We start from the raw sequence: 11,905 nt of genomic DNA on the forward strand, positions 1-11,905 counted from the left end.
ACTAACCAGTTGGTATGTTTAGGGCGTAGGATATCTTTTAAATTACTTAGAGGATTGGGGATAGTGATATGCATTTACGTCTTACTGATGAGCAGCAAATGGTACAGAAAACGATTCGGAAGTTTGTAGAAAAAGAGCTCATGCCACTAGAAAACGATGTGTTGCGTAATGAACGGGAGGGCAAACCGAGTCTTTCTGCTGAAAAAATGCACGAACTTCAGATGAAAGCTAAAGAAGCTGGCTTTTGGGGAATCAATACACCGGAGGAATATGGAGGGGCAGACTTAGGACAAATGATGCTGGCAATCGTCCAGATAGAAGTGGCTAAGACATTTGTTCCGTTTCAATTCGGAGGTTCTGCTGATAACATCCTATATTACGGAAATGAAAAACAGAAGGAAAAATATCTAATGCCGACAATCAATGGCGATAAAAAATCCTGCTTTGCCATGACCGAGCCGGGCGCCGGTTCTGATACCAGGAATATTCGCATGACTGCTGTGAAAGATGGCGATGAATGGGTATTGAACGGGGAAAAGACGTTCATTACAGGTGGCAACGAAGCGGATTTTGTCATGGTTATTGCCATCACCGATAAAGAACTCCATCAATCCTCCGGCGGCCGTAAAGGTGTCACTTGTTTCATCGCGGACCGTTCGATGGGATGGAAATCCGAATATATCGATACAATGGGAGAATGGGGCCCGGCCAGTTTGATTTTTGAAAATGTCCGTGTACCGGATGAAAACGTGTTAGGTGAAGTGGATGGAGGCTATGACTTGGGACTGGAATGGATCGGGTTTGCCAGATGGGTTGTCGGAGCACGTGCAGTCGGTTCAGCTGAGCGGTTATTAAAAATGGCAATTGATTACGCCAATGAACGGGAAACGTTCGGAAAGCCGATTGGTACTCGACAAGCGATCCAATGGCAGATTGCAGATTCAGCCGTGGAAATTGAGGCAGCTAAATGGCTTGTCCTTAATGCCGCTTTCACGTTGGATCAGGGAGAGGACAACCGTCATGCTGCCTCGATGGCAAAGTTGTATGGCTCGAATATGGGAAATCGTGTAGTCGACCGTGTCCTTCAAATCCACGGCGGTATGGGGTATACCAGAGAACTTCCTATTGAACGGTGGTACCGCGAGGCAAGGCTATGGAGAATCTATGATGGAACCGATGAAATACAGCGTTTGATTATTTCCAGGAACCTATTAAAAGGTCATGTGAAGGTAGGATAACTCTTAATCTAGTAATCTTCGCATGGTAGAAAATCTGAATTGATTAAAGAAGGTGGAGTGAAATGAAAGCGCTTGTATTGGAAGAGCTCAAGAAACCGATGGTAATACGTGAAATGCCGGATCCTGAATGCAGTGAGGAAGGGGTTGTCATTCGCGTTGAGGCTAACGGGGTATGCCGAAGTGACTGGCATGCCTGGATGGGTGATTGGGATTGGTGGGAAACTTCTTTCCCCCATGTGCTCGGACATGAGTTTTCTGGAGTGATAGAGGAGACCGGCAAGCACGTCAAACGCTTTAAAAGAGGGGACCGCGTGATTGTTCCTTTCACAAATGGTGATGGTACCTGTACCCATTGTCTAAGCGGCCATCATAATGTATGTGAGAATGTTCAAATGCCTGGTTTTACTTCCTGGGGCGGCTATGGCCAATATGCTCATGTTCCCAACGCCGATATTAATCTCACTAAGCTTCCTGAATCCATTGATTTTAGAGTCGGCGCAGGCATGGGCTGCCGTTTTATGACAGCCTTCCATGGGATAACGGATCAGGCAGCTGTCCGTCCGGGAGAGTGGGTAGCTATCCATGGCTGCGGCGGGCTTGGGTTATCAGCTGTCCAAATTGCTACAGCCCTAGGTGCGAATGTGATAGCGGTTGATATTGATGATAAAAAATTGACTTTTGCCCAAAAGTTAGGGGCTGTTGCTACCATCAACGCCAGAAAAGATAACCCGGCTAAAGTTCTCAAAGAAATAACAAAAGGCGGTGCCCATGTGTCTATAGATGCTTTAGGGATTACCCAGACCTGCCAGGCTTCGCTGCTTAGCTTAAGAAAACGCGGCAGGCACCTTCAGCTGGGATTCACTACGAAAGAAGAAGCAGGAATGATACCTGTACCGATTGACTTGATTGTCCAATCAGAAATACAAATAGCAGGGTCGATAGCAATGCCGCCTTCCCAATACCCTTATATGCTGAACATGGTGGAGAATGGAAAGTTGGATCCAGGGGCATTGATCACGGATACGGTATCCGTGGAAGAGGTGCCAGAAGTATTTGAACAAATGAGTGATTTTCAAAATATTGGTGTCACGGTCGTAAATAACTGGTAGTGAGCAGGGACGTCGAGATTCAAGATTTTAATATTGGAGGAATCGATTATGTCAGGTAGATTTGATGGAAAAGTAGCATTCGTCACAGGTGGAAGCCGCGGAATTGGAAAAGGAATTGTTCAAAGATTCGCGGAAGAGGGAGCGAAAGTAGCTATCATTGATATCAACGAAGAGGCGCTTACAGAAGCAGCAAATGAGTTCAACGAAAGAGGTTATGAAGTATTTACGAAGGTTGCCAATGTGATGGAAGCTGAACAGGTAGAGAATGCCATGAAAGAAGTGTATGAGAAATATGGTTCAGTGGACATCCTTGTCAACAATGCCGGTGTAATCAAGGATAATATGCTTTTCAAAATGAGTGATTCCGATTGGGATACTGTGATGGGAGTTCATCTGAAAGGGTCTTTCAACGCCGCGCGGGCAGCGCAAAAATATATGGTCGAGAATAAATACGGCCGTATCATCAACATATCATCGACTTCCGCCTTGGGTAATCGTGGCCAGGCAAACTATGCAACAGCTAAAGCCGGACTGCAGGGTTTTACAAAGACATTGGCGATCGAGCTTGGCCGCTTCGGTATAACAGCAAATGCGGTCGCTCCCGGGTTCATTGAGACTGATATGACTAAGCAGACAGCGGCAAGAATCGGTATTTCCTTCGAAGAATTAGTGGAAGCTAGTGTCTCCAATATTCCTGTAGGAAGAAGCGGCAAACCAGAGGATATTGCAAATGCTGTTGCTTTTTATGCAGATGAACAATCATCCTTCGTCAATGGGCAGGTACTATACGTAGCTGGCGGACCAAAAGACTAATCAAGGAGGGCTCATTCATGCTGTCACATGTTATTGGAAAGAAATCGAACCCCGTTAAGAATGCCGTGGAAAGAGGAGCAGTCAAAAAGTTTGCAGAAGCTATCGGTGACTTGCACCCGATTTTCGTATGTGAGGAGACCGGAAAACAGTCCAGGTATAACAACAACATCGCTCCCCCGACTTTTCCGAGAGTCTTTGAGTACGGCACAATTGAGGAATTGGAGTTACCTGCAAAAGGGTTGATTCACGGCGAAGAGACGTTTCATTATGAAAGGCCTTTGATAGTGGGAGAAGAAATCAACTGCTATGCGGAAGTAAAAGATTACTATGAAAGAAAAGGAAAAAGTGGGGAAATGGGCTTTTTGCTATTAAAAAGATATGGGGAAGATCTGGATGGCCAGCTGATTTTCACAGAGGAGCAAGTAGTCATCATCACAGAAGCGGTTCGGAAGGAGATGATGGTATGAATAGATTAAATGTGTTAGAAGCGGGGGAATCACTGGAGAACGTCACACTATCCCCGGTTTCGCGGATGGACCTGATCAAATATGCAGGAGCATCAGGTGATTACAATCCGATCCACACGATTGATGAAGAAGCCGAAAGAGCCGGACTCCCTGGGATTATCGCACATGGCATGTGGACGATGGGCAATCTCGCTAAATTGTTCACTCCTTATTATGAAGAAGGATTTATCCAGGATTATAAAATAAGATTCCAAGGTATGGTCCGACTCGATGATGTCATCACCTTACAGGCGACCTTAGCTGATAAAACAGATCAGCACTTGCATTTCGATGTTGCTGCCGCTAATCAAGAGGGCAAGCATGTTATCAAAGGAACAGTGGTTTTTAGTCAGTATGAATAAAGGAGATGGCTTATGAACTTTGAATATACGGAAAAAGTTCAGGAGTTGCAGCATAGATTGGAAGCTTTCATGGAGGAATATATTTATCCGAATGAATCCATGTATGAGGAGCAGTTGAATAAGGAAGATCGGTTTTCAACTGTCCCGCCTATCATGGAAGAGTTGAAGCAGAAAGCAAAGGAAAAAGGGTTATGGAATTTGTTTTTGCCTGAGAGCGAGTATGGTGCGGGATTGACAAACATGGAGTATGCGCCGTTATGTGAAATTATGGGGCGGTCCCATATAGCACCAGAAATTTTCAATTGTGCAGCTCCTGATACGGGGAACATGGAGGTATTGGAGCGTTATGGGACAGATGAACAAAAAGAAAAATGGCTGAAACCGTTATTAGATGGAGAAATCCGCTCCTGTTTTTCTATGACAGAGCCGGATGTAGCTTCTTCTGATGCTACTAACATCAGGACCAGTATTGTAAGGGATGGCGATGAGTATGTCATCAATGGAACGAAATGGTGGTCTTCAGGTGCGGGAGATCCACGCTGTAAAATAGCAATCGTGATGGGGAAGAACGATCCGGAAGCACCTAAACACGAACAGCAGTCGATGATCCTTGTTCCTCTAGACACTCCTGGGGTGCATATCAAGCGGGTACTGCCTGTCTATGGTTATGACCATGCGCCGCACGGTCATGCAGAAATAGAATACGATAATGTCCGTGTCCCTGCATCGAACCTAATCTGGGGAGAAGGAAAAGGGTTTGCGATTGCACAAGGCAGGCTGGGGCCAGGAAGAATCCACCATTGCATGCGGACGATCGGTGCAGCCGAAAGAGCGCTTGAGGATATGTGTACGCGTGTCAAAGAACGGGAGGCTTTCGGAAAGAGGCTTTCTGATCAAGGTGTTATCCAAGAGTGGATTGCCGATTCTCGAATAGAGATTGAGCAGGCTCGCCTATTAACATTGAAAGCTGCCTATATGATGGATACGGTAGGAAACAAAGAGGCCAAAGCTGAAATTGCGATGATTAAAGTAGTAGCACCTAATATGGCACTGAAAGTTATTGACCGGGCAGTACAGGCATTTGGAGCAGCCGGTGTCAGTGATGATTACTCTCTAGCCGCGAAGTGGGCAAATATACGGACGCTGCGCCTGGCTGATGGACCTGATGAAGTCCACCGGAGAGCCATTGCCAAATATGAATTAAGAAAAAATCACTGAATCTGGGAGGGACATCCATGCATGTCAAAGAGCTGTTTGATTTAACAGGAAAGACCGCCATCGTAACTGGCGGCGGCAGAGGATTAGGGAAACAGATTGCGGAAGGGTTTGCAGAGTCTGGAGCAAATGTAGTCGTTTGCTCAAGAAAAGTAGAAGCCTGTGAAGAAGTAAGTGAAAGCTTGAAAAAGATGGGTGTTGAGTCTTTTGCTTTGAAATGTGATATTACCAATCCGGACGACATTCAAAACGTAGTCGAGCAGACCATGGAGCGGTTCGGGACAATAGACATTCTGGTAAATAACAGTGGCGCGACTTGGGGAGCTCCAGTCGAAGAGATGCCGCTTGAAGCATGGCAGAAAGTAATTAATGTCAATGTCACCGGAACGTTTATGATGTCACAGGCCGTAGGTAAAGTGATGCTGGAACAAACAACAGGGAAAATCATTAATATCGCTTCTGTTGCGGGGCTGAAAGGGTCAGACCCGAAATATATGGATACAATCGGCTATAATTCCAGCAAAGGGGCTGTGATTACGTTCACGAAAGATCTTGCTGTCAAATGGGGACCGAAAGGTATTCATGTCAATGCCATCGCTCCTGGATTTTTCCCGACGAAAATGTCCAAAGTCCTGATTGAACAAGGAGAAGATGCTTTCCTTAATGGAACGCCGTTAAGAAAGTTTGGTACGGAAGATGATCTGAAAGGAGCGGCAGTATTCCTGGCATCTGCTGCATCAAACTATGTAACAGGAGAAACGTTAGTTGTAGATGGTGGATCTCATGCTATGTGAAGGGAGTGAAGGTGATGGCGAATAGAGAAGCTGTTATCGTTTCAGCTGTCCGAACAGCGATCGGGCGGCAAGGAGGAACGTTAGCTACGGTTCCAGCTCATGTGTTAGGAGCGGAGGTCATCAAATCAGCTGTTCAGCGTGCCGGTGTCCAGCCCGAACAGATTGAGGATGTTATTTTTGGCAACGTATTAAGTGGAGGAGGAAATATTGCCAGGTTAACAGCACTCGAAACAGGTTTATCTATCAGCCTGCCAGGATTGACAGTAGATCGCCAATGCGGCTCAGGATTAAACGCGGTGAATCTGGCAGCACAAGCAATTCGAGCCGGGGATGGAGATGTTTATATCGCTGGTGGGACTGAAAGTATGAGTCGTGCTCCTTATCTGATGGATCGCCCGGAAAGGCCTTATAGTCCGGTTCCTCCTAAATTCAGGAAATCTCAGTTATCCCCAAAAGAAATAGGAGATCCTCCGATGGGGATCACTGCTGAAAACCTCGCGGAAAAATATGAAATCAGCCGGGAGGAACAGGATGAGTTCGCCTTAAGCAGTCAACGCAAGATGGCGAGAGCAATGGAAGAGGGAAGGTTTGATGAGCAAATAGTTCCTTTCGAAGTTCCGGTACGGAAAAAGGATTCGATAGATTTTAAGATTGATGAACATCCCCGTCCGCAAACCACAATCGATGCGCTCTCGAAGTTACGCCCGGCTTTCCTTGAAAATGGGACCGTAACAGCCGGGAATAGTTCAGGTTTGAATGATGCGGCTTCAGCTCTTGTCGTAATGTCTGGCGAAAAAGCGGACGAACTTGATGTGAATCCTCTGGCAGTAGTGCGTGCCCAATCCGTAGCAGGCGTTGATCCAAATATCATGGGAATCGGCCCGGTGCCTGCAACGAAAAAGGTATTACAAAAAGCTGGACTTAATCTTAAAGATATGGACGTCATTGAAATCAATGAAGCTTTTGCCGCACAGGTCCTTGCTTGTAACCGAGAACTGGAGATGGACTTGGAAAAAGTAAATGTAAATGGCGGGGCGATAGCTCATGGGCATCCGCTTGGAGCGACTGGAGCGATATTGACTACAAAAGCTATATATGAGTTGCAGCGGTCAAATGGGAAATATGCACTCATTACGGCCTGCATAGGCGGGGGACAGGGTATAGCAACAATCCTCGAGCGCGTATGACAACTGGCTGTTTTCAATAAGGGAAAGCTTCGAGAAAGGTTAGGTATGATATAATTTTCCTATCATATCTAAGCGAGAGGAAATGGAATATGAAACAAAAAATTATTGATTACAGCATCCAATTATTTGATGAAAAAGGGTTCACCGAAACATCTGTCCAGGATATCGTCGAGGGACTCAACGTTACGAAGGGTACTTTCTATTATTACTATAAAAGTAAGCAGGAATTATTAAGAGATATTCATCTTTATTACATTGAATATTTAGTGAAGCAGCAAGAGGAAATCATCAATGATGCTGACAAAGACAGCAGAACGAAAATCAGAGAGATTATTTATATGATTATCCAAAGTATTCAGGAACGAAGAAGAAGTGCCAGAATCTTTTTCCGCGAGATGCGCAATCTACAGCAGGAATACCTGGCGCAGAACATGCAACAAAGGGATCTTTTTCGTGAAAATGTCCAAAAAGTCATCGAAGAAGGAATCCGTGAAGGCGACTTCGAAGAAAATTTGAATGCAGACATGATAACTCGTGGTATTCTTGGAATCACGAACTGGAGTTATTACTGGTTCAATCCTGAAGGAGACGTCTCTGTCGATGAACTTACAGACATGTATACCAATATGATTTTCAATGGAATCAATAAAAAAGAGTAACGGATAGCAAGGGGCATGCCCTTCTATGACACTCACATACTGACTAGTTGGTAGATAGATTGTTATCCAGGTGCAGGAGGTCTAATAATGAGCCATGAAACAGAGGTGTGGGTAAGGTTTTGTGAGACAGATGCAGCAGGGCACGTCAACAACACCAGTTACTTTATTTATCTGGAGGAAGCGCGTGGGAAATTTTTTGAAGCGATTCAGCCAAATCGATCAGAAGTTTTTGAGGGGTTTATCATCGCTTCCACGAAATGTGATTTTGTGAGCCAAGCTTATTTCAAACAACGGTTGATTATTTCAACATCCATCTCAAGAATCGGATCGAAGAGTTTCAGCTTCCATCATGCGATCAAGGCAGCTGAAACTAGTGAATTGGTCGCTACTGCGGAAGCCACTATCGTTTGTTTCAATTATGAGAAACAAAAAACGGAAGAAATTCCATCTACACTGAGAGAAGTGCTTGAAGGATATCTTGTCATGAATTAGCAACTATCTTAAGTAAGGAGTGAATCCAATGAGTTCACAGACGATACCAGTTCGGAAAGGGGAAGAGTTGGACCTTCCTGCCATTGAAGCCTACTTAAGAAGCCAATTCAAGAATTTGCCGGATCAAGCGTTGACCATCAAACAATTCAGTGCCGGACGATCCAACCTGACCTATCAATTGAATATGGGTGACGGATGGGAAGCAGTATTAAGACGGCCGCCGTTAGGGCCTGTCGCTCCCAAGGCTCATGATATGGAAAGGGAGTTTAAAATCCTGCAGGAAATTCACCCTTATTTTCCACAGGCACCTGAGCCTTATTTATTTGCTGATGAAAGAGTGATTGGCAGTCCGTTCATTATCATGGAAAGAAAGCACGGAGTCGTATTAGATACAAAGTTTCCGGAAGGTGTAGAGGTGACCGATCAGTTATGTAAGGACATCTCAGAAATCATGGTTGATTCACTCGTTTCTCTACATAGCATTGATTTTACTAAGACCAAGTTGAAAGAAATGACAAAGCCTGACGGGTTTATGGAAAGACAGGTCCATGGTTGGATCAAACGCTATGAGCGGTCACAGACTGATGATATTTCAGGCATTTCTTCCCTGAAAAACTGGCTGGTCAATCATCTTCCAAAATCTCAGAAACCGACAATCATCCATTATGATTACAAATTGAACAATGCCATGTTCCATGATGATTTAAGTGGGATGAATGGGTTGTTCGACTGGGAAATGACAACAGTTGGCGACCCGTTAGCAGACTTGGGAGTAGCAATGAGCTATTGGATCGAAGCTGACGATTCCGACTTGTTAAAACGAGGGTTAGGGGAAGAGCCGATCACCACATTACCCGGTTTTATGACAAGGGATGAATTCCTGGAAGCCTATGCCAGAAAAAGTGGCAGAGATCTTTCGGAAATAAACTTCTATATGACATTCGCTTATTTTAAATTAGCTGTCATTTGCCAACAAATCTACTACCGCTGGAAAAAAGGACAAACACAGGATGACCGGTTCGCTGAACTGAATCATTTTGTTGACAACCTGATTCAATACGCAGTTTATAATGCGGAAAAATAAATCTGATTCCTGACTTGAGGTGTAAAACAATGAAAATTCACCTTCTGTTAAAGAAGGAAGAAATCGATCCAGAGAAGATGCAGGAAAAGGTTACAGTGGTATTTGATATACTGCTTGCTACATCTACCATAACTGCAGCGTTAGCGTTTGGAGCTAAAGAAGTCGTTCCGGTACTGAATGGTCCTGATGCTCAAAAGGAAGCAAGCGGGAGAGCTGACGGGAGTTATGTCCTTGTTGGTGAATATGAAGGGGCAACAATTGAAGGTTTTTTAGCTCCTAACCCTTTGGACTTGAAAGAAAAAGTTCAGGGGAAGAGCGTTATTTTGTCAACCACTAATGGAACTGTCGCACTGAAAAATTCTTTCCCGGCAAAAATAATCTATGCTGCGTCATTATTGAACAGCAAGACAGTCGCAGAAGATATAAGGAAACGATTTTCAAATGAAACGATTGTGCTCGTTTGTGCAGGGTCGTCTGGAGAGTTCAATATAGAAGACTTTTATGGTGCAGGTTATTTTATTGACTGTTTAATGGCAAATGTGAAAGAAGAAATCGATTTAACGGATGCGGCAAATGCGGCTTTCCATTTTTACAAAGGCAACATGCAAAAAGGACCTGAACTCCTTAAGGACTCTCGTATTGGCCAGATGCTGATCACCCACGGATTTGAAAGAGAAGTAGATTTCGTTGCGAGTAGCAACTTGTTTCAAGTGATACCCAAGTTGGCCGATAACGGGAGAATCATTAATCACCAGCATGTAGAAATAAAAAAATAACAGTGATGACAAAGGATGTGTTGGCTACATGAGTAGATTCAAGGGGAAAGTAGCGGTAGTGACAGGAGCAGGCAGCGGCATTGGGGAAGAAACGGCTGCACGATTAGCTGGTGAAGGGGCCAAGGTGATTCTGGTTGGACGTACTTCCTCTAAGCTTGAAAATACTGCTGAAAGAATCAAGAGCTCTTTGAAAGGAGCAGATACAGCGGTATTTTCCGCCGATGTAACCAAGGAAGACGAAATGGAAGAATTAAAGAAATTCATTCAGCAAAAATATGGAACCATTCATGTATTGGTAAATAATGCTGGAGTTTCTGGAAAATCTACTATTCTCAATTTAGAAGCTGAAGAATGGGACCGGATACAAGCCACGAATTTAAAGAGCGTTTTTCTCGTATCTAAAATACTTGGCAAACTGATGATAGACAGCAGCCAAGATGTGGACGAGGAAACATTCAGTGATCGTTCGATTGTCAATGTCGCTTCATTATCGGGCCATAAAGCAGGGGCTCAAATTCCTCATTACAGCTCTTCTAAAGCGGCAGTAATCAATTTCACCAAGGCGCTGGCTGCGGAGTTTGCACCCTACGGGATCCGTGTCAATTCCGTATCACCTGGATTTACAGAAACCCCATTGACAGAAAGTGGTTTGCAAAATAAGCGATTTGAAGATGCGGTCAAGAGAAACACTGCCTTAGGCAGAGTGGGGAATCCCGATGAAATTGCTAATGTTATAGCTTTCGCAGCTTCTGAAGAGGCATCTTATATGACAGGTTCAGATTTATTGGTAGACGGCGGATGGCTGGTGAAGTAAAAAAGAGTACCCAAAGGAGGAATCACTTTGCAAAAAGCAGATACGAAAGATTTGCTTGTCCAAGTAGAAGGGTCTGTCATGAACTTGACGTTGAATCGTCCGGAATCATTAAACTCATTCAGTCCAGCGATGATTGCTGATTTAAAGAAATCAATCAACCAGGCGAAACAGGATGAGAATATACGGGTAGTAATACTCACTGGTGCCGGACGCTCATTCAGTGCTGGGGGTGATGTCAAGACAATGGGAACGAGCGAACCGATTGACGCTTATGAACATATCGGCAAGCTCAACGAACTGATTTTAGCGATAAAGGATCTTGAAAAGCCGGTGATTGCTGCGGTTCATGGTTTTGCAGCTGGGGCAGGTTTTAATTTGGCACTAGCCTGTGACATCATATTGGCGGCAGAAAATAGTGATTTTGTCTTAAGCTTTTCCAAAGTAGGCCTGATTTCAGATGGAGGCGGGTCATATTTCCTGCCTAGATTGATTGGAGTACATCGAGCGAAAGAGTTAATGTTCCATGCCTCTCCTATCAATGCCACGGAAGCAAAATCCCTTGGTATCGTCAATCAGATTTATCCGACTGATACCTTTAAAATCGATGTCGAGCGCTATGCGGAAAAGCTGGCTTCCGGACCATCAAGAGCCTATGGGTTCATTAAAAAATTAACTGACCGTTCTCTTTCCTCCAGTTTAGACGAAATCCTCGAAGCAGAAAGAATTACACAGGCCACAGTGATTACCACCGAAGATCATCGTGAAGGAGTAAAAGCTTTTAAAGAAAAGCGTCATCCTGACTTCCAAGGAAAATAAGCATCTATCTGCCAGCGTAATTAACTGAAAATTTATTATA

At 44.4% G+C, this 11,905-nt stretch carries 14 protein-coding genes; all 14 read left to right on the top strand.

Translation table 11 applies throughout. The features are described 5' to 3' along the window. Positions 1–68: 68 nt before the first annotated feature. Positions 69–1,238 (top strand): acyl-CoA dehydrogenase family protein, encoded by a 1,170-nt coding sequence (locus tag BLV00_RS18300; RefSeq protein ID WP_093046387.1) that lies wholly within the window; start codon positions 69–71, stop codon positions 1,236–1,238. A 62-nt stretch (positions 1,239–1,300) separates the two neighbouring features. Then, complete coding sequence (locus tag BLV00_RS18305; protein ID WP_093046388.1) at positions 1,301–2,347, top strand: zinc-dependent alcohol dehydrogenase family protein; 1,047 nt, start codon at positions 1,301–1,303, stop codon at positions 2,345–2,347. Positions 2,348–2,395: 48 nt separating this feature from the next. Further along, positions 2,396–3,160: a 3-oxoacyl-ACP reductase FabG gene (gene fabG, locus BLV00_RS18310; protein WP_093046389.1), complete on the top strand. Its 765-nt coding sequence runs from the start codon at positions 2,396–2,398 to the stop codon at positions 3,158–3,160. A 17-nt stretch (positions 3,161–3,177) separates the two neighbouring features. Next, a complete protein-coding gene (locus tag BLV00_RS18315; protein ID WP_093046390.1) occupies positions 3,178–3,627 on the top strand; it encodes a MaoC family dehydratase N-terminal domain-containing protein in 450 nt (149 codons plus the stop codon). Continuing rightward, complete coding sequence (locus BLV00_RS18320) at positions 3,624–4,028, top strand: MaoC/PaaZ C-terminal domain-containing protein (protein ID WP_093046391.1); 405 nt, start codon at positions 3,624–3,626, stop codon at positions 4,026–4,028. The genes BLV00_RS18315 and BLV00_RS18320 overlap by 4 nt, the downstream gene beginning before the upstream one ends. Positions 4,029–4,040: 12 nt before the next feature. After that, complete coding sequence (locus BLV00_RS18325) at positions 4,041–5,246, top strand: acyl-CoA dehydrogenase (protein WP_093046392.1); 1,206 nt, start codon at positions 4,041–4,043, stop codon at positions 5,244–5,246. 17 nt (positions 5,247–5,263) lie between these two features. Next, a complete protein-coding gene (locus BLV00_RS18330; protein WP_093046393.1) occupies positions 5,264–6,037 on the top strand; it encodes an SDR family oxidoreductase in 774 nt (257 codons plus the stop codon). 14 nt (positions 6,038–6,051) lie between these two features. After that, positions 6,052–7,224 carry a thiolase family protein gene (locus BLV00_RS18335; RefSeq protein ID WP_093046394.1) on the top strand — a complete coding sequence of 391 codons (1,173 nt, stop codon included), beginning with the start codon at positions 6,052–6,054 and terminating at the stop codon, positions 7,222–7,224. A gap of 89 nt (positions 7,225–7,313) precedes the next feature. Next, positions 7,314–7,883: a TetR/AcrR family transcriptional regulator gene (locus BLV00_RS18340; RefSeq protein ID WP_093046395.1), complete on the top strand. Its 570-nt coding sequence runs from the start codon at positions 7,314–7,316 to the stop codon at positions 7,881–7,883. Between the two features lie 87 nt (positions 7,884–7,970). Further along, on the top strand, positions 7,971–8,375 hold the full coding sequence (locus BLV00_RS18345) for an acyl-CoA thioesterase (RefSeq protein ID WP_093046396.1): 405 nt from the start codon (positions 7,971–7,973) through the stop codon (positions 8,373–8,375). A 28-nt stretch (positions 8,376–8,403) separates the two neighbouring features. Further along, positions 8,404–9,459 carry a phosphotransferase family protein gene (locus BLV00_RS18350; protein ID WP_093046397.1) on the top strand — a complete coding sequence of 352 codons (1,056 nt, stop codon included), beginning with the start codon at positions 8,404–8,406 and terminating at the stop codon, positions 9,457–9,459. Between the two features lie 29 nt (positions 9,460–9,488). Next, positions 9,489–10,235, top strand: a complete 747-nt coding sequence (locus tag BLV00_RS18355) for a 2-phosphosulfolactate phosphatase (RefSeq protein ID WP_093046398.1) — start codon at positions 9,489–9,491, stop codon at positions 10,233–10,235. Between the two features lie 28 nt (positions 10,236–10,263). Beyond that, positions 10,264–11,049, top strand: a complete 786-nt coding sequence (locus BLV00_RS18360; RefSeq protein ID WP_093046399.1) for an SDR family NAD(P)-dependent oxidoreductase — start codon at positions 10,264–10,266, stop codon at positions 11,047–11,049. Positions 11,050–11,127: 78 nt separating this feature from the next. Further along, a complete protein-coding gene (locus BLV00_RS18365; RefSeq protein WP_093046429.1) occupies positions 11,128–11,865 on the top strand; it encodes an enoyl-CoA hydratase/isomerase family protein in 738 nt (245 codons plus the stop codon). Positions 11,866–11,905: the final 40 nt, after the last annotated feature.

Origin of the sequence: Thalassobacillus cyri (assembly GCF_900107755.1) — a bacterium.
Taxonomy (GTDB): domain Bacteria; phylum Bacillota; class Bacilli; order Bacillales; family Halobacillaceae; genus Thalassobacillus; species Thalassobacillus cyri.

Excerpts from the sequence above, each read along its gene's own strand:
- BLV00_RS18365 (WP_093046429.1), top strand. The coding sequence starts at position 11,128 with ATGAACTTGACGTTGAATCGTCCGGAATCATTAAACTCATTCAGTCCA.
- BLV00_RS18340 (WP_093046395.1), top strand. The coding sequence starts at position 7,314 with ATGAAACAAAAAATTATTGATTACAGCATCCAATTATTTGATGAAAAA.
- BLV00_RS18300 (WP_093046387.1), top strand. The coding sequence starts at position 69 with ATGCATTTACGTCTTACTGATGAGCAGCAAATGGTACAGAAAACGATT.
- BLV00_RS18305 (WP_093046388.1), top strand. The coding sequence starts at position 1,301 with ATGAAAGCGCTTGTATTGGAAGAGCTCAAGAAACCGATGGTAATACGT.
- BLV00_RS18325 (WP_093046392.1), top strand. The coding sequence starts at position 4,041 with ATGAACTTTGAATATACGGAAAAAGTTCAGGAGTTGCAGCATAGATTG.
- BLV00_RS18320 (WP_093046391.1), top strand. The coding sequence starts at position 3,624 with ATGAATAGATTAAATGTGTTAGAAGCGGGGGAATCACTGGAGAACGTC.
- BLV00_RS18350 (WP_093046397.1), top strand. The coding sequence starts at position 8,404 with ATGAGTTCACAGACGATACCAGTTCGGAAAGGGGAAGAGTTGGACCTT.
- BLV00_RS18335 (WP_093046394.1), top strand. The coding sequence starts at position 6,052 with ATGGCGAATAGAGAAGCTGTTATCGTTTCAGCTGTCCGAACAGCGATC.
- BLV00_RS18315 (WP_093046390.1), top strand. The coding sequence starts at position 3,178 with ATGCTGTCACATGTTATTGGAAAGAAATCGAACCCCGTTAAGAATGCC.
- BLV00_RS18345 (WP_093046396.1), top strand. The coding sequence starts at position 7,971 with ATGAGCCATGAAACAGAGGTGTGGGTAAGGTTTTGTGAGACAGATGCA.
- BLV00_RS18360 (WP_093046399.1), top strand. The coding sequence starts at position 10,264 with ATGAGTAGATTCAAGGGGAAAGTAGCGGTAGTGACAGGAGCAGGCAGC.
- fabG (WP_093046389.1), top strand. The coding sequence starts at position 2,396 with ATGTCAGGTAGATTTGATGGAAAAGTAGCATTCGTCACAGGTGGAAGC.
- BLV00_RS18330 (WP_093046393.1), top strand. The coding sequence starts at position 5,264 with ATGCATGTCAAAGAGCTGTTTGATTTAACAGGAAAGACCGCCATCGTA.
- BLV00_RS18355 (WP_093046398.1), top strand. The coding sequence starts at position 9,489 with ATGAAAATTCACCTTCTGTTAAAGAAGGAAGAAATCGATCCAGAGAAG.